The sequence below is a fragment of the Velazquezella soli genome (assembly GCF_977018685.1).
This window is the reverse complement of the sequence record NZ_CDRNXF010000004.1, coordinates 1,961,403-1,982,840: the sequence shown is the minus strand read 5'-3', so window position 1 is coordinate 1,982,840 and position 21,438 is coordinate 1,961,403. Positions and strand designations below refer to the sequence as shown.

Sequence of the window (21,438 nt, the reverse complement as noted above, 5' to 3'; positions counted from 1 at the left end):
TGGGCCTGCTTCTCGAGAAGCGCATACGCCATACCAGTTGCCACCCTCTGGTGCCGAAATCACACAAGCGCAAATTGTAGGAAGATTCGGTAAACGAAGCCTTGCCCAATCGAGGCCGTTTCATGGTCATTTCATGCAGGCAGCGCGAGCGGCCACACACTACAACTGCACCTTTGTGAAGACCATCGCATGTCCGCCGCGCGTAAAAACGCCCGCCCGCAAGCTGCGGACGGGCACATCGACGTCAGTCACTCAGGCCGCGCGAACCCGGTCCGGTTGACGAGTGTCCCTTACGGCCTCGCCATTCAGTCGGAAGGTCGAAAGCAGATGCTGCAGATGATGGCTCTGTTCGGCCAGGGTCTGGCTGGCAGCCGTCGTATCCTCGACCATGGCGGCATTCTGCTGGGTCATCTGGTCCATGTGGTTGACGGACGCGTTGATCTCCCGAAGCCCACCCGACTGTTCGTGCGCGGTCGTTGCGATCGTCTCGACATGGGCGTTGACCTTTTCGACCAGCACGGCAATCTCCACCAGCGCATCACCGGTTGACCGCACCAGCGCGACGCCGGTCTCGACTTCGTGCACCGAGGTGCTGATCAGCGTCTTGATCTCCTTGGCGGCGTTGGCCGAGCGCTGCGCCAGTTCGCGCACTTCCTGCGCAACGACTGCAAAGCCGCGACCCGCCTCACCTGCCCGTGCCGCCTCGACGCCGGCATTGAGCGCCAGAAGATTGGTCTGGAAGGCGATCTCGTCGATGACCCCGATGATCTGGCTGATGCGGCTGGACGACGCCTCGATACGGCCCATCGCATCCACCGCGCTGCGGACGATCTCTCCGGAACGGCCGGCACTTGCCTTGGTCTCGGCGACCATGACGCGTGCCTCGCGAGCCCGCTCTGCCGCAGTCCCGACAGTCGCGGTGATCTCGTCGAGTGCGGCTGCCGTCTCTTCCAGTGCCGCAGCCTGCTGCTCGGTCCGCTTGGCAAGGTTGCCGGTAGCGCCGGAAATGTCGGAAGCGCTGTCGCGCACCACATGGCCGGTTTCCGAAATTGCAGCGATGGCATTGTGAAGCGCTTCGACCGCCGCATTAAAATCGCGCCGCATCTTCGCATAATCAGCGCCAATGTCACCGAGCGAAACGGAGAGGTTGCCGGCGGCAAGTGCCTCCAGCGCCCATCCCAGCTCGCCGATCGCCCGCGCCTGTCTCTCGGCCGCAGCACCGCTGCTGCGCTCGCTTTCAAAACGTTCAGTCGCCATGGCACGCTGCTGATCGGCCTCGCGTGCCCGAAGTGCCGCGCTTTCTTCAACGCTGTTGCGCAGCACTTCGACGGCACGTGCCATCTCGCCCACCTCGTTCGGATAAGCCGTGCACGGAACCGCCATGCCGGTCTCGCCGGCCGCAATCGCGGTCAGCACGCCCTTTACCTGACGGATCGGTCGGGTCACGCTTCTGACCACAAACCAGGCGCCGGCAAGCAGCAGCACCGCACCACCCGCAAACATGGCGGCAAACTTCATCGCGTCCTGGCGGAACATCGCCTGAAGGTCGTCCGTATAAACGCCGGTACCGACGATCCAGCCCCAGGGCGAAAAGCCGATGACATGCGAGTATTTCTCGACCGGTTCGGCGGCACCGGGCTTTGGCCAGTAATAGTCGACAAAGCCCTGACCGCCAGCCTTCACCACATTGGTGAATTCCACAAACAGGAATTTCCCGTTGGGGTCCTTGTTCTGGGTCAGGTCGGACCCGTTCAGTTCCGGCTTGATCGGATGCATCACCATGGTCGGGTGCATGTCGTTGATCCAGAAATACCCCGATCCGCCGCCATAGCGCATGGCGCTGACGATGGCCTTGGCGGCTGCCTGCGCCTCATCACGGCTCATCGTGCCGGCAGCTTCGAGACCCTGGTACTTCTTCAGGATGGCAACAGCGTTGTCGTTCATCTGGGCAAGACCCGCCTTGCGCTCCTGCTCCGACGAACGATAGCTTTGAAACAGGCTGAACACCATCGCGCCACCGAGAATGACGAGCGACAGGACGACAAGGCTGTAGAGACGCCAAGAAATAGCGATACGCTGCATAGTTTCCCCCTCCAGTAAAACTGCGCGGAGCTTAAGTGAAGAGGGTTAGCAGGTCGTAAAGCATGTAAGCGGCGGAAACACTTACTCGGATTGGGTGCGCACGCACCCAAGCGGCATGTATCCAAGCCATGTTGCTGGAGCATTGCTCCAATCCAAAACAAGGGTGGGCCGGACCTGTCTTTCGCTCTAGTCTGGTCTCAACAGATACGAGACTCAGCAAGGACGTGACGAATGACCGAACAGCCGCAACCTGCCTCTCCGACCGGCGAACTGACACTGCGCACACTTGCGATGCCGGCCGACGCCAATCCAGCCGGGGATATCTTCGGCGGCTGGGTGATGGCCCAGATGGACCTTGCCAGCGGCATCCGCGCCACCGAGCGGGCCCATGGCCGCACGGTGACCGCAGCCGTAAAAGAGATGGCGTTCCAGCTTCCCGTCAAGATCGGTGACACGTTGAACGTCTACACCGAGATCACCCGCGTCGGCACGAGTTCGATCACCTTGAATGTCGAAGCCTGGGCCCAGCGCGCCCGCTACCGGATGCTGGAAAAGGTAACGGCCGGGACCTTCGTCATGGTGGCGCTGGGAGACGACGGCAAGCCAAGACCCGTCCCGGCAGAATAACGGTCGGCTCGGACCGGCCCTAGTCTATCCCTTTAGCTAGCCGGTCTATCGCTGTAGATAGCCAGTTACCCCTGAAGATAGATGGAGGACCTGTCGAAGGACAGCCCGGGAAAGACGCGCGACGTCAGCTTGTCCGGCGCAATGCCGAACTGCTTGTGCAGCATGGCCGCGGCGATCTCGCGCACATCACCGGTCGGCATCAGATCCTGGCCATCCAGAAGCCTGTCCTCGGCAAGACCGGGCCAGGTCCCCATCACCTTCCCACCCGACACCGCACCGCCGGCGAGAACGGCAACGCCGCCGGTGCCGTGATCGGTTCCGCCGGTGCCGTTCTCGCGCACGGAACGTCCGAATTCCGTGACGGCCAGCACCACCGTGCGGGCCCAGGCGTCAGCACCCAATGCGTCCTTGAGCGCGACGATGGCAGCGGCAAGCTCGCCAGCCACCGATCCGAACTGGCTAGCCTGCTCCACATGCGTATCCCAGCCGTTGATCGAAAAGCTGGCAATCCGGTAGTCTTCCCGCAGCATGCCACCGGCAAGCCGCGCCATGTCGACGACGCTGCGGTTCCGCTTCTGGCGGTACCCGCCAGCCGAAAACCCCGTCCGCTTGACCTCCTCCATCGCCGCGGCAAACGGCGCGTCGGCTGCGTAGAGCCGATCGAGAAAGCCGATCTCGTCCTGCGCCATCTCCACGTCGCCCGTTCCCGGACGGATGTCGGCCTTGTTCGGCCCGCTCAGGATCAGTTCCATCGACGTATGGATGTCGAGCGCCTTGCGGCCGTCGGTGCGCGGAATGACCGCCAGCGTCCGGTTGAGCCAGCCACTCTTCTGCGATGCGTCGGTACCACCGTTTTCCAGCATTGTCTGGCCGTCGAAATGACGGCGCCCGTCGCGGTAGGGCGTCGCGACCGCGTGCACGAAGGACAGCGCATTCTCCTGCCAGAGCGGCATCAATGCCGACGCCGCCGGGTTGAGACCGAAAAATCCGTCGAGATTAACAAGTCCGGTCCCGGGCGTCAGACCGAGCGTCGGTCGCAATGCGGCGAAAGCCGCATCGCCATAGGGCTGCACCAGATCCAGGCCGTCCATTCCTCCGCGCAATATGATCGTCACGAACCGGCTTTCGCCAGGAGCAGCCGCAACGCTGAACGGTGTCAGCACGGGTGCGGCCGCGGCACAGCAGGCGCCGGCCAGAAAGCCGCGGCGGGAGAGCGAAAAGCTTGGCTTGATCGTCATCGCTATCTCCTGTTGAACTCGGGCGACGCCAGAACCATCGCGATGGCGTGGTTGGTGTTGGGTGCCTGAGCAATCACGTCCCTGGTATTCTGGCCCGCCGCGTCCCCGAGCGCCGCATCGAGAAACGTGCCGGGATCGCGCCTCTGGCCGAAACGGCCGGCCATCAGCCGCGCCCAGGCGATCCGCTCGCTCAGCTGGCCCGGCGACAGCCAGACACTCGCCAGGTCGGCATAGCCGGCCGGGCTCGGTGGCTGCCAGATCGGCTGGTCCATCCGCTGGAGCGCGGCAAGCGTCAGGTCGTTGGCGCGCGCGGCACGCTGCTTGGCATCCGCGCGGGCAGCCGTGCTGCTGGCCATCTTCAGCGCCTTTCGCATCGGTCCGTCGTCTTCCTGCTCATCGTCGTCCATCTCGTCCAGCAACCGGGAGAGGTCCTTGTCGGAAATGTCGACGGCTCGGAATCCGGACACGACGAATTCGAACGGACGCTTGATCTTCTGTCCAGGATCGCTCCAGGCACGGGGATGATTTAGCATGGCACGATAGACGGCCTTCAGATCACCCTCGGTTTCAGCCCAGGCTGCCGTCATCGCGGCAACCACATCCGCCGGGGGTTCGTCGGCAACGAAGTGGATCACCAGTTTTCGGCAGACATGTTCCGCCGTCATCGGGTTCAGCGCCAGATCCTCAAGCATCCGTAGATGGTCCTGGCTCCCCGCCTCGTCGTCCTCATAAACCTCTCCGAGCAAGCTGATCGAGCCGCCTTCGGAAATGCGTGGCCGGTAGACGACTTCGAGAGCGCGGCGATCGACCGACAGTCCCGTCAGGATCAGCGCGGCGGCCCGGACATCCTCCTGGGTATACCCGCTCCCAGCTCCCAGCGTGTGCAGTTCCAGCAGTTCGCGGCCAAGGCTTTCGTTGACGGCACGCCCGCCCGGCCGCCCCGCGGGGGCGTCCATGCCGGCACCATCACTCTGGTCGAGATAGATCAGCATCGCGGGATGCAGCATGGCGGCTTTCAGCAGGTTCGCGAACGACCCGGCCAGATTGGGACGGATCGCCTCCGCCTCGTACAAAGGCACGACCATCCGCATCGGCAGCGACTTGAGCGCGCTGGTGGAAAAATGGTCCGTCCAGAACGATGCCAGCCGTTCGTGAAACCCGAAGGGCGACAGGATCGCCTGCGCCAGCCGCGCCATCGCATCCTGCCGATAGATCTGCAGCGCTTCCTTCTGGGTTTCCTTGCGAATGCTTTCGTTCGGCTTGCCGTCCTTCGCCGCCTTCGCTTCGGCCGCCCGCAACGACATCACCCGAGAGGCCGTCTCGCGGCGGCCACCCGCTCCCTCGCGGGGAAACCGCAGTTTCCGCTTGGCAGCCTGATCAAGCTGGGCCAGCAGAGCCTCGGCATCGCGCGGCGGCTCTTCTCCGGGACGCAATCCGTACCCGTAGCGAATCGCTGCCAATGTCGGTCTCGAAATCGCCATCCGGCCACTCCTGTTTCAGTCCCCCAGAGTCGGAGACGAATGTGTCCGAAACGAAAGACAATTACGGCCATTTCGCGACCCGGACGATTTGCCGCCAGCCAACCGCGGTCTGGGACCGAAGAACCTCGGAAGTGGCCCCTCTAAACGATTTCGACATGCCTCGGCAAGAATGCCATCAGCTGCGATATCGCCAACGACGGCTCGCCTGTCCAGCCACGGTCGATACAACATTCTGTCATCCGGTTACTTTACGGCGTGGGGATGTGAGAGACGCAGCCCACGCTATGCATCGTAGAACTGTGGACAATGGTAGCCTTCGGGATCTGCTGGAGACCGCGCCAAAAGCACAAACTACCCCGTTGCCCTTTTGTACTCATTTTCCCACCATCCCCCTCTTCACTTTCCGCCGTGCCGCCTCCATATTCGCGGCATGGCCAGATCTCCGAAAAAATCCCCCTCCTCCAAGCCCAGCGGTTTCGAGGAATCCCCGCAATCGTCATTTGAAGGCGCGCCGCTGGAGGGGAATGTTTCGGACTGGGTGAGGCAGCTGGAAGCCGAGGCGGAAATGTCCGGCGTCGAGACCCAGCGCGAGATCGCCTCCAAGGCCGGCAAGCATCGCAAGAAGATCGAGATCGCCGCCCGCGAGGAGGCCATCAAGGCCGCCGCGAAAGAGACGCCGAAAACCGCCAAGCACACGACCTCGTCGAAATCGTCCCGCGGCACGTCGATGGGCGGCTCTTCCGATCCCAAAACCCGCGCCGCCGCCGGCCTCAATCCGGTCGCCGGCATGGACGTGTCGCTGGAAGAGGCCGAACACCTCGCCACCGGCGCCGTCACCGCGACGGTGGAGGCCCTGTCGGCGCTGATCGAAAGCGGCAACCCGCTGTTCAAGGACGGCAAGATGTGGACGCCGCACCGTCCTCACCGTCCGGAAAAGTCCGAAGGCGGCGTCACCATCCGCATGGCCTCGGACTATCAGCCTGCCGGCGACCAGCCGACTGCCATCAAGGACCTCGTCGAGGGCATCAACAACAACGAACGCTCGCAGGTCCTGCTCGGCGTCACCGGCTCCGGCAAGACGTTCACGATGGCCAAGGTCATCGAGGCCACGCAGCGCCCGGCCGTCATCCTTGCGCCCAACAAGACGCTTGCGGCGCAGCTCTATTCCGAATTCAAGAACTTCTTCCCCGACAACGCGGTAGAATATTTCGTCTCCTACTACGACTATTACCAGCCGGAAGCCTATGTGCCGCGCTCCGACACGTTCATCGAGAAGGAATCCTCGATCAACGAACAGATCGACCGCATGCGCCACTCCGCCACCCGCTCGCTGCTGGAACGCGATGACTGCATCATCGTCGCCTCGGTCTCCTGCATCTATGGTATCGGCTCCGTCGAAACCTACACCGCCATGACCTTCCAGATGGCCGTGGGCGACAAGCTCGACCAGCGCCAGCTTCTGGCCGATCTCGTGGCCCAGCAATACAAGCGCCAGGACATCAATTTCATCCGCGGATCGTTTCGCGTGCGCGGCGATACGATCGAGATCTTCCCCGCCCACCTTGAAGATGCCGCCTGGCGCATCTCCATGTTCGGCGACGAGATCGATAGCATCACCGAATTCGACCCGCTCACCGGCCACAAGACCGGCGACCTGAAATCGGTCAAGATCTACGCCAACTCCCACTATGTGACGCCGCGCCCGACGCTCAACGGCGCCATCAAGTCGATCAAGGAAGAGCTGAAACTCCGCCTCAACGAGCTCGAAAAGGGCGGCCGCCTCCTGGAAGCGCAGCGTCTGGAACAGCGCACCCGCTACGATATCGAAATGCTCGAGGCGACCGGCTCCTGCGCCGGCATCGAGAACTATTCGCGCTATCTCACCGGCCGCACGCCCGGCGAGCCGCCACCGACGCTGTTCGAATATATCCCCGATAACGCGCTGCTGTTCATCGATGAGAGCCACGTCTCCGTCAGCCAGATCGGCGGCATGTACCGGGGCGACTTCCGCCGAAAAGCGACGCTGGCCGAATACGGTTTCCGCCTGCCGTCGTGCATGGACAACCGGCCGCTGCGCTTCGAGGAATGGGATGCCATGCGCCCCCTCACCGTCGCCGTGTCGGCCACGCCCGGCAACTGGGAAATGGAACAGGCCGGCGGCGTGTTTGCCGAACAGGTCATCCGCCCGACCGGCCTGATCGACCCGCCGGTCGAAGTCCGCTCCGCCCGCAGCCAGGTCGACGACGTGCTCGGCGAGATCCGCGAGACCGCCGAAAAGGGCTACCGCACCCTGGTCACCGTGCTCACCAAGCGCATGGCCGAAGACCTCACCGAATACCTGCACGAACAGGGCGTGCGCGTCCGCTACATGCACTCGGACATCGACACGCTGGAACGCATCGAGATCATCCGCGACCTGCGCCTCGGCGCCTTCGACGTGCTGATCGGCATCAACTTGCTTCGCGAAGGTCTCGACATTCCCGAATGCGGCTTCGTCGCCATTCTCGATGCCGACAAGGAAGGTTTCCTGCGCTCGGAAACCTCGCTCGTGCAGACCATCGGCCGCGCCGCCCGTAACGTCGATGGCAAGGTCATCCTCTACGCCGACAAGATCACCGGCTCGATGCAGCGCGCCATGGACGAAACCGCCCGCCGCCGCGAAAAGCAGGTCGCCTACAACACGGAACACGGCATCACGCCTGAATCGGTAAAAGCCCGCATTTCCGACATTCTCGACAGCGTCTACGAACGCGACCACGTCCGCGCCGATATCTCCGGCGCCTCGGGCAAGGGTTTTGCAGACGGCGGCCACCTCGTCGGCAACAACCTGCAAAGCCATCTCAACGCCATGGAAAAATCCATGCGCGACGCCGCAGCCGATCTCGACTTCGAAAAGGCCGCCCGCCTGCGCGACGAGATCAAACGCCTCAAGGCCTCAGAACTCGCCACCATGGACGATCCGATCGCCCGCGAGGAATCCAAAGCCCAGGAAGGCGTCCGCCGCAGCGCCGAAGCCACCCGCACCTCGCTGGGCGGCAGCAAAGGCAAAAGCGCCAAGGCCGGAGACGAGGCCTCTCCCTCCTACTTCGCCAAACCCTCGCTCGACGACATGGGCCCGGGCACAGACACGGCCACCCCACTCTTCCGCCGCAACTCCCTCGACGAGATGACCGTCGGCCGCACCGAAAAACCCGCCCCCGGCACCCTGCCGGAACGCCCACCGGAAACGATCAGCACCAAGAAACGCTTTTCGCCACTGCTGGAAGGCCAGCCGGAACGCGGCGAAGGCAAGGACGACCCCCGCCCCATCGTCCGCGGCAAGGTCGGCGCCGGGAGTTACGAGGATGCTGGCGATGCCAAGCAGCAGAAGCGCAGAACGAAGGGCAAGACGGGGCGGCCCGGTCGGTAGAGACCGACACGACGGCTCCGAACAGGCAGCGGTCACTCACCCTCAGGCATCCCGGAAACCACCTCCCCCTTGAGGGGGGAGGTCGTCGCAAAGCGGCGGGTGGGGGTGAACAGCCAAAACCTCAAACCACCACCCCACCCCGGACCTCCGGTCCGACCCTCCCCCTCAAGGGGCGGGTAAGGAAACTCGGCGCCGGGAGTTACGAGGATTCTGGCGATGCCAAGCAGCAGAAGCGTCGGACCAAGGGGAAAAACGTGGCGGCCGGGGCGTAGGCACCGACATGACAGCTCCGAAGAGGCAGCGGTCACTCACCCTCAGGCATCCCGGAAAACACCTCCCCCTTGAGGGGGGAGGTCGCCGCAACGCGGCGGGTGGGGGTGTGCATTGCACTGCTTGCACTTATCTGACTACGATGACTACCATCGTTTAATCTGTATACTAAATAGCCGAACCGAGCTTAGGTGACCTAGTCATAACGCAGTCGCAACCCTCATATCCGTGAATATCTCATTCCTACGAGTGACCATAAGCCTCGCTAACTGATTGATAAGTCCGGGTAATTCTTTGTGGTCATCAGAAGTATCATAGCGGATCGATACAAGTTTTCGTAGCCGCCGGTTGATTTCACTGAAACGCTCCGGCGTCTCATTACCCACAAATATATAGTGCGATCTCGATCTACTATACTTAAACGAGTAAGATTCCATAAGAGATGTTATTGCAGGATCATCCATCGAAAATCCGACAAACAGAAATGTGTAGTTTAAAAGCAAACTATCTAAGAATTCCGAATACAAAGGATTGGCGAAAGCTGATTTTATATATTGAGACCTCGAGAAGACAACATTCTCGGCATCGTCTGTGCTTCCATGTATCTTTATCACATATTTTCGCGAGTAGTCTTTCAAAGCAGAAAAAGCTCTGTCCGGTATCCCTGCGACGACAATTGGGAAGTGGCTTGAACTTCCTAACTTGTTTTCCCAAGCGGCCTCGATCAACTTATCGAAGTTAGTAGTCAGAACAATTCGCTGATCTAAAGATATGAGGGCCCGGTGAAGCTCCGATGGCTCCGCTGATTGTCCATACTCAGCTACGATCAATCCAGGCCAGTTGTCTGCGTGAAAACTCTGGAGTATTTCGCAAGCCAGAAGATAGTCTTTCGAATCAATTAACGCAGCTATTTCATCTGACTGTGCAGCATCCATGTCACGACAAGCAGCTTTCAGGAAAGCAGCCCACCCCATCATACGTCGGCCGGCACGAGTAGGCGCACTTGATGAAACTCCTGCCCCCAAAAAAAGGACAACCTTCTGCCGAGCGAGATCATCGACTAGATCTTGATTAAGCATGAGACTAAGCCATCGTTATATTGCGAAGAAATTTTGTTGCGATATCTCGGTAGAGCTCACGCGCTTGCTTCCTCAGCTGGATATAGCTTCCACCTGCGGCGACATTAAATAACGGAGTATTTTGACTTTGGGACATCGGCGCCAAGCTACCCAGATGGCGTATCTCACCAAGGTGGGGATCCAGTTTGGTCGCATCGTAAAAGGACGCCAAGCTCTTACTGATCTCTGCGGGAATGTTTTTATTGATTTCTTGATAAGCTAGAACGATTTTTTTCGTAGAAGCACTTCCATCTTCAGCAAGATTCGTGTTTTGCGCTACTGCTCCACGTTCTTTATGCTGCTGAGTAACGTACCCTAGAAATTTGAGCTGATCGCGCTTGTCCAAATCCGGGAGTTCCGACGGATCTTCCGCAATGCTCATTCCCGCTTTAAGCTCGCGCTGCCAAACCGCGACCGTCTGTCCGATATTACGAATGGCCCAGATAGAGAAAATGTCGATTGCCATAGGGACAACAAAAAAAATCAACCGCAAGTAGAATTGATCGATTTATAGCTCCTAGTGACGGGCCCATATCGAACAGTACAAAATCATACTGGAGTTTCGATGCTTTCTTTAAAAGATCAAGAAATACAAACGTAGTTTGAAGGCCCCGCATACCTCCAGCTTTAGCATCTCTCCAATCCTGCGCCAACAGATCCTCTTGTAGGGCAAGCCTTGGATCTCCAATTACCAAATCAAAGCCAAACTTTTCGGGCTTTACGAGTGGCAGCTCGGAACTATATCCTTTTCCCAGCGCCAAAGGCCGAATAATGCTAAATACTGTTTTTGGATCGCTTTCAGAGTATACTTCTAAGGCTTTTTCTTCACCTAAGGCGTATTGCGTTAGATTACACTGAGGATCACAGTCAACAAGCAATACTTTTGCGCCAAAATCTAACGAAAGCTGCGCACCTAAATTGGCGACTAGAGTTGTTTTACCAACCCCTCCTTTGTTATTGAAGAAGCATACTGCCTTCGCGCCTCCTCCTTGAGCGTCTGCAAACACAGAACGCTGCTCCTCAGTCAGAGGAAAGCCTAAGCTTGATCGTCTTTGGCCTTTTACCATCATACTTCCTCTACGCTTGTTCGTGTATGGTGCATTTCGCTCAAGAGCAATCAAGAGTAGACGTCGTGTATCCACAGTCATGTGGCCAGATCCTCAACTCTCACCCCCCAAGCTACAACTAGACCTCCCCATGCGCACCCTCATCGCCCTCACCCTGCTCGTCCTCTCCGCACTCACCACGCTCGCGGCCGAGACCTACAAAACCCCCGAAGCGCTGATCAAGGCGCTCTATGCCTATGATCTCGACAAGACGCCGGCGGATGCGCCCTCGCCTTACCAGCCGTTCTTCTCGCGCGGCCTGGCCAAGCTGTTTGTCGCCGATCGCGCCCGGACGTCCGATGACGAGATCGGCACGATCGATTTCGATCCGGTGATATCAGGGCAGGATGGCGAGGCGACGAATGTGCGTCTCGGGCCGCTCAAGGGAAGCGGGGACCGCGTCGAACTCGATGTGTTTTTCCGCAATTTTGGGCCGGTCACGCTGCATTACACGCTCGTGCACGAAAACGGCGGCTGGAAGGTGGATGACATCGAAAACCGCAAGGGCGAGGTCAAATGGGGCCTGCGCGACCTGCTCGGCGGCCGCTAGATCCGTCCGGGATCGCGGCGCCAGCCTTGGCCGCCAGCCAAAGCGCCTCCACACGCCCATACACCATCACCACCCGCATTCACCCTCCATCAACCCCTTCCATGCGATACCTTCTTCACAACGAAGATGGAGCACAGCCACGATGATTGGCTTCAAGAACACCCACAATCAGCCCGTTTACGTCAATCAGGCTCAGGTCCTTTACGTCACCACCTATGAGGAAGACGTCTCGGTGATTGCGCTGGCGGTCACGGGTGCCGGTGGCAAACCGGTGACGATCCATGTTCGCGGCAGCGTCGATCTCGTGCAGTCGAAACTGGCCGGCACCGCGCCGCGCTGAGCGGACGCTTTATGCGGACCCTACCGGAGCGCGGGCGCAACGCCCACATTTCCGTTCTGCGCACGCGCCTCGAAATTTGAGCTTTCCTGAGCGCATCGGCGACTTTTGACGCACCGACCCACTAAATTTCAATGACTTAACGCATGTTACATCCTCACGGATTTTTTCCGTGCCTATAATGCTGCGTTCCGTCGCGGATACACCGGGAGGCGTCCCGGCGAGGCGGAACCGGCGCGGATCATGGGGAAAGGACGCAAAACCCCATGCTCCGGGTCCGCGGAAAATGGTCTCCCTCCGGCGACACGGGGGAAACAGGCGGGTCACGGACCGACCGCCGGTTTCCGATGCCCGAAAGAGCGCGCCGGATGTGCCTGTGCGGCACACAAGGTGGCCCGCCGGGTGGTTTCGCCGGATTCCTGATCCGTCGGAAACACCGGGAAGCTGGCGGCGAACAACCGCCCGGCCGGGTCATTGCAGAGAGACCGGAGTCGCGGGCAAAAACCGCCGAACGGGGTGCCGAAAGGTGTCACCCACTACTTTCTATATCGAGGCAGCTTCCGGCGCCCCGTCCGAATTTTCCATCCCTCGATCGCCAAGGCACACGTCTGCCCTGCGCAGGCGGACCATCCGAAACCGGACAGGAGAAGCACCATGTCTCTCGAAATCACGGAAATCGAGACCCACCTGGCATGCTGCACGGCAGAGATACTGGCCTTTCCGCAGGCCTGCCTCCGGCGCGAATGCCGTCGCGCCAACCGATGCTTGCATGTCAATATAGACACCGGCGCCCCTGCCTGTCTGATCAATTTCGGCCCCGACTACCCCGAAAGCTTTACCCTGATCTACCTCATCGCGCTTGCCGCCCGCGCCGATCTCGGCCGGCAGGGCATGATGTTCGCGTCGCCCTCCGCCATCGAGCGTGAATTGCAGGATGCCTGTGTCGAGGTCGCCCGAAACGCGCTACCGGAAGAGGATGCCAAGCGATGGATGGCGGCCTACCGGGCCCGCGAAAAACTGCCCCCGCCATCCCTGCCGTAACGCGGACCGCGGATGGAAACAGCTCCGCCGGGCCGAGATGGGCGGCAGGAAGCTGAGCGGCTTACAGCGCCCGCTCAATCGCCTTCGCCGCCTGCCACAGCCCCTCCATTCGCTCAAGCGTCGCCGCCTCCAACGTCTCACCCGATCTCTCAAGTTCCGTCTCGATATGGCTGAAACGTCTGCGGAATTTCGCATTCGTCCCACGCAGCGCCGTTTCCGGATCGGCATCCACATGGCGGCCGATATTGACGAGGGCGAAGATGAGGTCGCCGAGTTCGTCGGAGACTTTTTCGGGTTGCCCGGCCGCCAGGGCCTCGCGCAGTTCGGCCACTTCCTCCTCGATCTTGTCGAGGATCGGGCCGGGTTCCGACCAGTCGAACCCGACGCGGGCGGCCTGCTGCTGCAACTTCACGGCCTCGCTCAAGGCCGGCTGGGCCCGGTGCACGCCGCCGAGAAAGCCGGATTTGGCAGTGTCGGTCGTCCCGCGCAGCGCCCGCCGCTCGGCCCGCTCGCGCTTCTCCTCGGCCTTGATCGCATCCCACTGCAGCTTCACGGCGCCCGGCGTATCCGCGTCGGAGCGCGCAAACACATGCGGATGCCGGCGGATCATTTTGGTGGTGACGGCCTCGACCACGTCGCCGAAGGCAAACGCACCGGCCTCCTCCGCCATCCGCGCATGGAATACGACCTGCAAAAGAAGGTCGCCCAGTTCCTCGCGCAGATCGTCCATGTCATGCCGCTCGACCGCATCGGCCACTTCGTAGGCCTCCTCGATCGTATAGGGAATGATCGTCTCGAAACTCTGTTCGAGATCCCACGGGCAACCGGTCACCGGCGTGCGCAACGCCGCCATGATCTCGATCAGGCGGGAAATTTCCTTCGAAGCATGCATGCCGAAATCCTTGGCCTTCAATTGAGCGGTATCGTGTTGTCAGCCTTGCCGGCCTGATAGCTTTGAGACAGCAGCTGGTAGCGCTCCCTGATCCGCTCCGCCCGGGCCTTCAGATCCTGCCTGATGGCGTCGTCCTCTTCGGCCTCGATCAGGTTGCTGATGAAGTAGGAATTCCAGAAGGCGTTGGCGCGCCGGTAGCCGCCGGGCTCCAGCCCGAACACCTCCTTCAGGATCTTCAGGTCGTGCGGAATGGCAAACGCATCGCGGCTGTCCTCGTGGCTGAAGAACGAGTAGAAATTGTCAAACCCGGCCCAGGTAATCGCCGACATGCACATCGTGCACGGTTCGTGAGTCGAGAGGAAAATCAGGTCCTTGGCGGAAAGTCCGGAATCAATCTCGTAGAAGCGCTTCAGCGTATGCACCTCGCCATGCCACAGCGGATTTTCCAGCTCGTTATTGGTCTCGGCAATCACCAGCGACAGATCGGACTTGCGCAGGATCGCCGCTCCGAACACCTTGTTGCCGGCGGAAACGCCCGTTTGTGTTAGCGGCAGGATATCGTGCTCGATGACATCGAGAAGGCGGGAAGCAATGGTCATGGGGCACTCTTGATCTGGGTCGGCTGCGGGGGGGTGGCGAACTTGTGTCGGGTTACGGTCGCGTCATGCTCAGGACAATAAACGGAAGGTTGGCGGTGGCTTTTGCTCAAGAAGCGAGCGAACGGGAAACAGAAATACCGGGCGCCCCGGCCTTTTGCACATCCATTTCTTCAATTATGCCACCGCATTGTGGATATTCAGGTTCATATGATGCAGGATAATCGCATGTCTCAGAGCCTTCAACGCCTGTCGGTCTTCCCGGCGTTTTTTCGCGTGCGCGGAAAAAACGTTGCCGTGTTCGGCAACGGCGACGAGGCCTATGCCAAGGCGCGGCTGATCGCCAATACGGACGCGCTGATCATCGCCTATGCGGATGATCCGCAGGCCGATTATGCCGCATGGCTAGCCCAGCACGGAATAGAACCGATCCGCAAGACCTTCGCCGCCGGTCAAGTGGCTGGCGCCACGCTCGTGTTTGCCGCCACCGGCGATCAGGCTCTCGACCAGACCATCGTCACCGCGGCCCGCGCGCACGGAATTCCGTCCAACGCCGTGGACCAGCCGGATCACTGCGATTTCTTCACGCCGGCACTGGTCAACCGCGCTCCACTCGCCATCGCCATCGGCACGGAAGGTGCAGGTCCTGTTCTCGCCCAGATGATCCGCGCCCGCATCGATCAGATGCTGTCGCCATCGCTTGGCAAACTTGCCTCGCTTGCGACCGATTACCGCGATGCCGTCGAACGCGCCGTCCCGCGCGGCGTCTCCCGTCGCATCTTCTGGCGCCGGTTCTTCTCCGGCGATGTTGCCGATGCCGTCGACGCCAACGATCATACCGCGGCCCGCCGTGCCGCAGACGCTCTTCTCTCCCTCACCGGCAAGGCCGAAGGCAAGATCTGGCTGGTCGGCGCCGGTCCAGGCGCCGAGGATCTCCTGACACTGCGGGCCCAGCGCGTGCTGATGGAAGCGGACGCGATCGTCTACGATGCGCTTGTTCCCCAGGCGATCGTCGATATGGGCCGCCGCGATGCGGAACGCCTTTCGGTCGGCAAGCGCAAGAATTGCCATTCCAAGAGCCAGGACGAAATCAACCGCCTGCTGGTCGATCTCGGTCGTCAGGGCAAGCGCGTCGTGCGCCTGAAAAGCGGCGATCCGCTGGTCTACGGCCGCGCCGGCGAAGAGATGGCTGCCTTGCGCGAAGCCGGCATCGCATATGAGATCGTGCCCGGCATCACCTCGGCCTTTGCCGCGGCTGCCGATTTCGAACTGCCGCTGACCCTTCGCGGTGTCGCCTCGTCGCTGATCTTCACCACCGGCCATGACCTCACCGGCAAAGCCCTGCCCGATTGGGCAAGCCTTGCGATCTCGGGCGCCACCATCGCCGTCTATATGGGCCGCACGGTTGCAGCATCGGTCGCCGAACGGCTGATGCAGGCCGGTGTCTCCCCGCTCACCACCGTCGCCGTCATCGAGAATGCCAGCCGCACCGACCGCAAGCTGTTCCATGGCGTCCTCCAGGAACTCCCGGCGCTCGAGGCCCGCGACGATCTCGATGGCCCGGTCATGGTGATTATCGGCGAAGCCGTCGCCGGCGCGAATTTCGACAAGTCCGAACCGCTTTCCGCCTTTGCAAGGACGGAAGAGCGGGCAAGCATTGGAGTGGAATAATGGCCGACAAGGTTCTGACTGCCAACCGCCTGTCCGATGGCATTGCCGTCTGGCTCGATGCCGCCGGCCGCTGGACGGAAAACCTGCAGGAAGCGCTTGTGGCACGCCACGCGGAAGCCGTCTCCTCGCTGGAAGCAATCGGCAAGCGTGATTTCGCCGAAAACAAGGTTGTCGACGTCAATGTCATCGATGTCGAGGAAACCGAAGGCAGGCTGTGGCCCACGCGTCTTCGCGAGCGCATCCGTGCACAGGGCCCCACAATGGATTACGCCGCCGGCTACAGCCACGCCGATCCGGCATTCATCGCAGTCTGATACCGAGAGTTCAGGAACATCATGTATCGTTACGACGAATTCGACCACGCATTTGTATCAGGCCGCGTGGAGCAGTTCCGCGATCAGGTGGAGCGTCGCCTCTCCGGCGCGCTTGCCGAGGATGCGTTCAAGCCGCTGCGCCTGATGAACGGCGTCTATCTCCAGCTGCATGCCTATATGCTGCGCGTCGCGATCCCCTATGGCACGCTGAATGCAAAGCAGATGCGGATGCTTGCCCATATCGCCCGCAAGTACGACCGCGGCTACGGCCATTTCACCACCAGGCAGAACATCCAGTACAACTGGCCGAAACTGTCGGATACCCCGGATATCCTGGCCGAACTCGCAACCGTCGAAATGCATGCGCTGCAGACGTCCGGCAACTGTATCCGCAACGTCACGGCCGATCATTTCGCAGGCGCTGCAGCCGACGAAGTCGCCGATCCGCGACCTTACGCGGAAATCCTGCGCCAGTGGTCGTCGGTCCATCCCGAATTCTCGTTCCTGCCCCGCAAGTTCAAGATCGCCGTGACTGGCGCTGAGCGCGACCGTGCCGCGATCCAGGTGCATGATATCGGCCTGCACCTGAAGAAGAACGACAAGGGCGAGATCGGCTTTGCCGTCTATGTCGGCGGCGGACAGGGCCGCACGCCGCTGATCGCCAAGAAGATCCGCGACTTCCTGCCGGAAGAGGATCTCCTCTCCTACACGACCGCGATCATGCGCGTGTACAATCTAAACGGTCGCCGCGACAACAAGTACAAGGCCCGCATCAAGATCCTCGTGCACGAAACCGGCGTCGAGGAACTGACCCGTCAGGTGGAAGAAGAATTCCAGCATCTGCAGGGCACCGAGCTGAAACTGCCGGAACAGGATATCGAGGCGATCACCGCCTATTTCGCACCGCCCGCGTTGGCGAACCGCGCCGAGGGCTGGAAGGAACTCGCGAGCTGGAAGCGGCAGGACGAGAACTTTGCCCGCTGGGTGGACCAGAACGTCCAGCCGCACAAGCATCCGGACTACGGCATGGTTACCATCTCGCTGAAGCCCATCGGCGGCATTCCGGGCGATGCGTCCGATGTGCAGATGGATGCGATGGCCGATCTCGCGGAAGAGTTCGGCCATGACGAGATCCGCATCAGCCACGAGCAGAACGTCATCCTGCCGCATGTGGCGCTGGCCGATCTCGAGCCGCTTTATCGCGCCCTCGCCGCCCACAATCTGGCAACGGCAAACTCCAACCTGATCACGGACATGATCGTCTGTCCCGGCTTGGACTATTGTGCTCTGGCGAACGCCCGTTCGATCCCGGTCGCGCAGGAAATCTCAACACGCTTCGGCTCCCCGGAGCGGCAGGCGGAAATCGGCGAGCTGAAGATCAAGATCTCCGGCTGCATCAACGCCTGCGGCCACCACCATGTCGGCCATATCGGGCTACTGGGGGTCGAAAAGAAGGGCACCGAGCTCTATCAGATCACGCTTGGCGGTTCTGCCGACGAGAATACGTCGATCGGCGAAATCATCGGCCGTGGCTTCGAGCCGTCGAAGGTGACGGACGCAATCGAAACCATCGTCAACACCTATCTCGGGCTTCGGCAGGGCCAGGAGGAAACCTTCCTCGCCGCCTATCGCCGGGTTGGACCGCAGCCCTTCAAGGATGCGCTCTACGGTGACGCGAAGGCGGAGGCGGCGTGATGGCGAAGATCTGGAGAGAGACCGGCTTCGTCGCCAACGACCCCTGGGTGATCGAGACGGAAGAGATAAAGGCCGAAGGCGAGCAAAAGCCTCTGCTTCCGCTGGCCGAGTTCATCGAGAAAGCGGAAGCCAGCAACGATGTCGGTCTCGGTGTGCTGATCAAGCCCGCCGACGACGTCAGCAAGCTTGAGCCCTATCTCTACCGCATCGAGCTGGTAGCGGTGGAATTTCCGGCCTTCAGCGATGGCCGCGCCTTCAGCCACGCGTCGCTTTTGCGCGATCGGCTGGCCTACAAGAACGAGTTGCGCGCCGTGGGCGATGTCCTGATCGACCAGGTCCCGCTGATGCTGCGCTGTGGCATCGACAGCTTCGCGGTCACGAACGCGACTGCGCTGCAGCGTCTGGAGGAAGGCCGCCTGCCCGGCATTGACGTCCACTACCAGCCAACGGCGCGTCCTGCGGAACCGGGCGAAGGCTATAGCTGGCGCCGCCGCTCTGTGCCGGCTTGAAAAGCTGACCTCAGAAGACATATTTTCTAAGTGATCGGCCAGAAAGCGCGGCCGATTGCTTCATAAGCGCGGCTCGATAGTGTATTTCGCTGCTGCGAGACCAATCTGACCGAGTAACGGACGAGACTATGAACGCACCTGCCAAGACCGAAGAGTTTGCCGTGAAGATCCCGGATGGAGTCTACGCCGAAACAGTGCTTTCGGTGGAGCATTTCACGGATCATCTGTTCCGCTTCCGCATGACACGTCCGGCAGGCTTCCGCTTCCGGTCCGGCGAGTTTGCCATGATTGGCCTGATGGTCGGCGACAAGCCGATCTACCGCGCCTATTCGATTGCCAGCCCCTCCTGGGACGAAGAGATCGAGATCTTCTCGATCAAGGTTCCGGATGGCCCGCTGACATCGCATCTACAGGCGATCAAGCCGGGCGATACGGTTCTGATGCGCAAGAAGCCGACAGGAACGCTGGTGCTCGACGCGCTGACGCCCGGCAAGCGTCTCTACATGTTCTCGACCGGCACGGGCATCGCGCCGTTCGCAAGCCTGATCCGCGATCCGGAAACCTACGAGAAGTTCGACGAGGTGATCCTCACCCATACCTGCCGCGAAGTGGCGGAGCTGAAATACGGGTTCGACCTGATGGAAGAGATCCGCAATCACGAGTTTCTCTCCGAAGTCGTCGGCACCAAGCTGAAACACTATCCGACCGTCACCCGCGACGCGGCATTCCCCTATCAGGGCCGCATCACGGACCTGATCGACAATGGCAAGCTGTTCACCGATCTTGGCGTGCCGCCGCTCGATCCCGTTGTCGACCGAGGCATGATCTGCGGCTCTGCTGCGATGCTGAAAGACACCAAGGAACGCCTGGAAGATGCCGGCCTGACCGAAGGTGCCAACAACAAGCCGAGCGAGTTCGTTATCGAACGCGCATTTGTTGGGTAAGCTTCTGAGATATCGGTTTAAAAGACCGGTCTAATGATCTGATTATAAATGCCGCGATCCTCGATTACATTTGGGGATCGCGGCATCTCTGTTTCAGCCGATCGACTTTTGCGAAGGCGCGATTTCCTTGTGGTAGATCGCGAAGACGGCCACGGCGATCAGCGCGACGCCGCCCCCGACGAGATGAGAGACCGCATAGCCTCCCTGGCTGACCACATAGCCGGCAACGACGTTGCTGAGCGATGCGCCAAGGCCCTGGACCGTCATCAAGCTCGCAAAGCCGACATTGAAACGGCCTGTACCCTTCAGGATGCGTTCCACCGCAACCGGTGTGACGATGCCAAGCAGCCCGGCACCGACGCCGTCGAGGATCTGGACGGGCCATACCACCCAGAAACCGTCAAAGCTGCCGGCGATCAACCCGCGGATCGGCAGCGCTGCAAGCCCGATCGCAAGCGTCGCGGCAAGGCCAAGCCTTCGGATCAGGAACGGCGTCACGACCGCGACAGCCACCATCGAAAGCTGGGCGATGCCTGTGATGATCGCCGTGGTCCGGAATGGTGTTCCGAGTTCGATGGCGAACTGCTGGGCGATCAACCGGCTCATCGGCGCGTTGCCGAAATGGAAGATCATCAGGATCAGTGCGAGCAGAATAAGTCCCCGGCTTTTCAGAAGCACACTGAAACCGGATGGCGCCTCCGCCGCGCTAGCGTCTGCTCCGCTGCCGTCGTCCGCCGCAAGGCCGCGGGCGACCTTGTGATCGATGCGATCAGGATCGATCATTGCGACTGCCGCAAGAGCACCGAACGCCGTCGCGATCATCAGCCAGATCATGCCACCCTGGCCGAACAGCGAGATGATGACGTAGACGGCAAACAGCGAGGCGAAATTGCCTGTGTGGTTCCAGAACTCGTTGCGAGCGATCTGTTGCGAAAACAGCTTCTCGCCGACGAGACCCAGCGTCAGGCCGGCCAGTGCCGGACCGATCACGGCGCCGACGACGGCGGTCCCGATCTGACCGATCCAGACAATTGCCGGATTGGGGGAAAGAAGCGTCACCAGCGCTGCAGCGGTGACCACCACGACCGGAATGGCAACGAGCGCCCGTTTCCACGACGTTCCATCGACCAGCGCCCCGCAAAGCGGCGTGGCCGCCAGTCCGATCAAGCCACCGACCGTGGCGATCAGGCCGAGTGACATCGATGACCAGCCTTGCGTCGCAAGGAAAGCATCAAGAAACGGCCCGAGCCCATCACGCGCATCGGCTAGAAAGAAATTGAGGAGGCAGAGCGCCGCCAGAGATCGGTCGGAGAAGATGCGCGGTGGATTGCCACCCGCAGATTTGTGAAGAACGGATGATGTCATCAGGAGCGAACCTTAGCTGGAGAGCGCAGCCTTAATGCATCCGCCAAGCTTTGGTTGCTTCCGCCGCCCGTGAATTACCCGTAAATCCTATTTAATACTCAAATATTGTCAGTGTGTTAGCTTCGCACCACGAAGATGAATACGTATCACAATAGAGCATTACTGGACTGGTGTTTTCCGACATAGGTTCACA

19 protein-coding genes are annotated in these 21,438 nt (G+C 60.7%); 10 read left to right on the top strand and 9 right to left on the bottom strand.

Features of this window, described 5'->3' with window-relative positions:
• Positions 1–252: 252 nt before the first annotated feature.
• Positions 253–2,082, bottom strand: a complete 1,830-nt coding sequence (locus AC0JZ8_RS13095; protein WP_471892686.1) for a methyl-accepting chemotaxis protein — start codon at positions 2,080–2,082, stop codon at positions 253–255.
• Between the two features lie 231 nt (positions 2,083–2,313).
• On the opposite strand from AC0JZ8_RS13095, the gene AC0JZ8_RS13090 reads away from it, so the two are divergent.
• On the top strand, positions 2,314–2,709 hold the full coding sequence (locus AC0JZ8_RS13090) for an acyl-CoA thioesterase (RefSeq protein WP_062456448.1): 396 nt from the start codon (positions 2,314–2,316) through the stop codon (positions 2,707–2,709).
• 65 nt (positions 2,710–2,774) lie between these two features.
• Here AC0JZ8_RS13090 and AC0JZ8_RS13085 read toward each other — a convergent pair whose 3' ends face one another.
• Positions 2,775–3,947 carry a DUF1501 domain-containing protein gene (locus tag AC0JZ8_RS13085; protein WP_471892685.1) on the bottom strand — a complete coding sequence of 391 codons (1,173 nt, stop codon included), beginning with the start codon at positions 3,945–3,947 and terminating at the stop codon, positions 2,775–2,777.
• A gap of 2 nt (positions 3,948–3,949) precedes the next feature.
• Positions 3,950–5,428 (bottom strand): DUF1800 domain-containing protein, encoded by a 1,479-nt coding sequence (locus AC0JZ8_RS13080; RefSeq protein WP_471892684.1) that lies wholly within the window; start codon positions 5,426–5,428, stop codon positions 3,950–3,952.
• A 430-nt stretch (positions 5,429–5,858) separates the two neighbouring features.
• On the opposite strand from AC0JZ8_RS13080, the gene uvrB reads away from it, so the two are divergent.
• Positions 5,859–8,837, top strand: coding sequence for an excinuclease ABC subunit UvrB (uvrB, locus tag AC0JZ8_RS13075; protein ID WP_471892683.1), 2,979 nt, complete (start codon positions 5,859–5,861; stop codon positions 8,835–8,837).
• Positions 8,838–9,307: 470 nt separating this feature from the next.
• On the opposite strand, the gene AC0JZ8_RS13070 is transcribed toward uvrB, so the two are convergent.
• The 3 genes from AC0JZ8_RS13070 to AC0JZ8_RS13060 are packed head-to-tail and all read right to left on the bottom strand — an operon-like array spanning position 9,308 to position 11,373.
• Complete coding sequence (locus AC0JZ8_RS13070; RefSeq protein ID WP_471892682.1) at positions 9,308–10,186, bottom strand: SIR2 family protein; 879 nt, start codon at positions 10,184–10,186, stop codon at positions 9,308–9,310.
• A 4-nt stretch (positions 10,187–10,190) separates the two neighbouring features.
• The gene (locus AC0JZ8_RS13065) at positions 10,191–10,691 is read right to left on the bottom strand and encodes a hypothetical protein (RefSeq protein WP_471892681.1); all 501 of its coding nucleotides are present in this window, start codon (positions 10,689–10,691) and stop codon (positions 10,191–10,193) included.
• Positions 10,654–11,373: a ParA family protein gene (locus tag AC0JZ8_RS13060; RefSeq protein WP_471892680.1), complete on the bottom strand. Its 720-nt coding sequence runs from the start codon at positions 11,371–11,373 to the stop codon at positions 10,654–10,656. The genes AC0JZ8_RS13065 and AC0JZ8_RS13060 overlap by 38 nt, the downstream gene beginning before the upstream one ends.
• 49 nt (positions 11,374–11,422) lie before the next feature.
• Between AC0JZ8_RS13060 and AC0JZ8_RS13055 the strand changes: the two genes are divergently transcribed.
• The 3 genes from AC0JZ8_RS13055 to AC0JZ8_RS13045 all read left to right on the top strand — a co-directional run bounded on the left by AC0JZ8_RS13055 (position 11,423) and on the right by AC0JZ8_RS13045 (position 13,259).
• On the top strand, positions 11,423–11,881 hold the full coding sequence (locus AC0JZ8_RS13055) for a DUF3828 domain-containing protein (protein ID WP_471892679.1): 459 nt from the start codon (positions 11,423–11,425) through the stop codon (positions 11,879–11,881).
• A 142-nt stretch (positions 11,882–12,023) separates the two neighbouring features.
• Positions 12,024–12,221, top strand: a complete 198-nt coding sequence (locus AC0JZ8_RS13050; RefSeq protein ID WP_062456430.1) for a hypothetical protein — start codon at positions 12,024–12,026, stop codon at positions 12,219–12,221.
• Between the two features lie 651 nt (positions 12,222–12,872).
• The gene (locus AC0JZ8_RS13045; protein WP_471892678.1) at positions 12,873–13,259 is read left to right on the top strand and encodes a hypothetical protein; all 387 of its coding nucleotides are present in this window, start codon (positions 12,873–12,875) and stop codon (positions 13,257–13,259) included.
• 61 nt (positions 13,260–13,320) lie between these two features.
• Here AC0JZ8_RS13045 and mazG read toward each other — a convergent pair whose 3' ends face one another.
• Together mazG and AC0JZ8_RS13035 are read right to left on the bottom strand one after the other, a co-directional pair.
• Positions 13,321–14,151, bottom strand: a complete 831-nt coding sequence (gene mazG / locus AC0JZ8_RS13040; RefSeq protein ID WP_471892677.1) for a nucleoside triphosphate pyrophosphohydrolase — start codon at positions 14,149–14,151, stop codon at positions 13,321–13,323.
• Between the two features lie 17 nt (positions 14,152–14,168).
• Positions 14,169–14,750, bottom strand: a complete 582-nt coding sequence (locus AC0JZ8_RS13035; RefSeq protein ID WP_471892676.1) for a nucleoside deaminase — start codon at positions 14,748–14,750, stop codon at positions 14,169–14,171.
• 225 nt (positions 14,751–14,975) lie between these two features.
• Between AC0JZ8_RS13035 and cysG the strand changes: the two genes are divergently transcribed.
• The 5 genes from cysG (at position 14,976) to AC0JZ8_RS13010 (ending at position 19,880) form a co-directional block, all read left to right on the top strand.
• Positions 14,976–16,418 (top strand): siroheme synthase CysG, encoded by a 1,443-nt coding sequence (cysG, locus tag AC0JZ8_RS13030; protein WP_471892675.1) that lies wholly within the window; start codon positions 14,976–14,978, stop codon positions 16,416–16,418.
• Complete coding sequence (locus AC0JZ8_RS13025) at positions 16,418–16,732, top strand: DUF2849 domain-containing protein (protein ID WP_471892674.1); 315 nt, start codon at positions 16,418–16,420, stop codon at positions 16,730–16,732. The genes cysG and AC0JZ8_RS13025 overlap by 1 nt, the downstream gene beginning before the upstream one ends.
• A 21-nt stretch (positions 16,733–16,753) precedes the next feature.
• Positions 16,754–18,427 carry a nitrite/sulfite reductase gene (locus AC0JZ8_RS13020; RefSeq protein WP_062580966.1) on the top strand — a complete coding sequence of 558 codons (1,674 nt, stop codon included), beginning with the start codon at positions 16,754–16,756 and terminating at the stop codon, positions 18,425–18,427.
• On the top strand, positions 18,427–18,936 hold the full coding sequence (locus AC0JZ8_RS13015) for a DUF934 domain-containing protein (RefSeq protein WP_471892673.1): 510 nt from the start codon (positions 18,427–18,429) through the stop codon (positions 18,934–18,936). The genes AC0JZ8_RS13020 and AC0JZ8_RS13015 overlap by 1 nt, the downstream gene beginning before the upstream one ends.
• Before the next feature lie 128 nt (positions 18,937–19,064).
• A complete protein-coding gene (locus AC0JZ8_RS13010) occupies positions 19,065–19,880 on the top strand; it encodes a ferredoxin--NADP reductase (protein ID WP_471892672.1) in 816 nt (271 codons plus the stop codon).
• 93 nt (positions 19,881–19,973) lie between these two features.
• On the opposite strand, the gene AC0JZ8_RS13005 is transcribed toward AC0JZ8_RS13010, so the two are convergent.
• Complete coding sequence (locus tag AC0JZ8_RS13005) at positions 19,974–21,245, bottom strand: MFS transporter (protein ID WP_062580972.1); 1,272 nt, start codon at positions 21,243–21,245, stop codon at positions 19,974–19,976.
• Positions 21,246–21,438: the final 193 nt, after the last annotated feature.

Excerpts from the sequence above, each read along its gene's own strand:
- AC0JZ8_RS13095 (WP_471892686.1), bottom strand. The coding sequence starts at position 2,082 with ATGCAGCGTATCGCTATTTCTTGGCGTCTCTACAGCCTTGTCGTCCTG.
- AC0JZ8_RS13090 (WP_062456448.1), top strand. The coding sequence starts at position 2,314 with ATGACCGAACAGCCGCAACCTGCCTCTCCGACCGGCGAACTGACACTG.
- AC0JZ8_RS13085 (WP_471892685.1), bottom strand. The coding sequence starts at position 3,947 with ATGACGATCAAGCCAAGCTTTTCGCTCTCCCGCCGCGGCTTTCTGGCC.
- AC0JZ8_RS13080 (WP_471892684.1), bottom strand. The coding sequence starts at position 5,428 with ATGGCGATTTCGAGACCGACATTGGCAGCGATTCGCTACGGGTACGGA.
- uvrB (WP_471892683.1), top strand. The coding sequence starts at position 5,859 with ATGGCCAGATCTCCGAAAAAATCCCCCTCCTCCAAGCCCAGCGGTTTC.
- AC0JZ8_RS13070 (WP_471892682.1), bottom strand. The coding sequence starts at position 10,186 with ATGCTTAATCAAGATCTAGTCGATGATCTCGCTCGGCAGAAGGTTGTC.
- AC0JZ8_RS13065 (WP_471892681.1), bottom strand. The coding sequence starts at position 10,691 with ATGGCAATCGACATTTTCTCTATCTGGGCCATTCGTAATATCGGACAG.
- AC0JZ8_RS13060 (WP_471892680.1), bottom strand. The coding sequence starts at position 11,373 with ATGACTGTGGATACACGACGTCTACTCTTGATTGCTCTTGAGCGAAAT.
- AC0JZ8_RS13055 (WP_471892679.1), top strand. The coding sequence starts at position 11,423 with ATGCGCACCCTCATCGCCCTCACCCTGCTCGTCCTCTCCGCACTCACC.
- AC0JZ8_RS13050 (WP_062456430.1), top strand. The coding sequence starts at position 12,024 with ATGATTGGCTTCAAGAACACCCACAATCAGCCCGTTTACGTCAATCAG.
- AC0JZ8_RS13045 (WP_471892678.1), top strand. The coding sequence starts at position 12,873 with ATGTCTCTCGAAATCACGGAAATCGAGACCCACCTGGCATGCTGCACG.
- mazG (WP_471892677.1), bottom strand. The coding sequence starts at position 14,151 with ATGCATGCTTCGAAGGAAATTTCCCGCCTGATCGAGATCATGGCGGCG.
- AC0JZ8_RS13035 (WP_471892676.1), bottom strand. The coding sequence starts at position 14,750 with ATGACCATTGCTTCCCGCCTTCTCGATGTCATCGAGCACGATATCCTG.
- cysG (WP_471892675.1), top strand. The coding sequence starts at position 14,976 with ATGTCTCAGAGCCTTCAACGCCTGTCGGTCTTCCCGGCGTTTTTTCGC.
- AC0JZ8_RS13025 (WP_471892674.1), top strand. The coding sequence starts at position 16,418 with ATGGCCGACAAGGTTCTGACTGCCAACCGCCTGTCCGATGGCATTGCC.
- AC0JZ8_RS13020 (WP_062580966.1), top strand. The coding sequence starts at position 16,754 with ATGTATCGTTACGACGAATTCGACCACGCATTTGTATCAGGCCGCGTG.
- AC0JZ8_RS13015 (WP_471892673.1), top strand. The coding sequence starts at position 18,427 with ATGGCGAAGATCTGGAGAGAGACCGGCTTCGTCGCCAACGACCCCTGG.
- AC0JZ8_RS13010 (WP_471892672.1), top strand. The coding sequence starts at position 19,065 with ATGAACGCACCTGCCAAGACCGAAGAGTTTGCCGTGAAGATCCCGGAT.
- AC0JZ8_RS13005 (WP_062580972.1), bottom strand. The coding sequence starts at position 21,245 with ATGACATCATCCGTTCTTCACAAATCTGCGGGTGGCAATCCACCGCGC.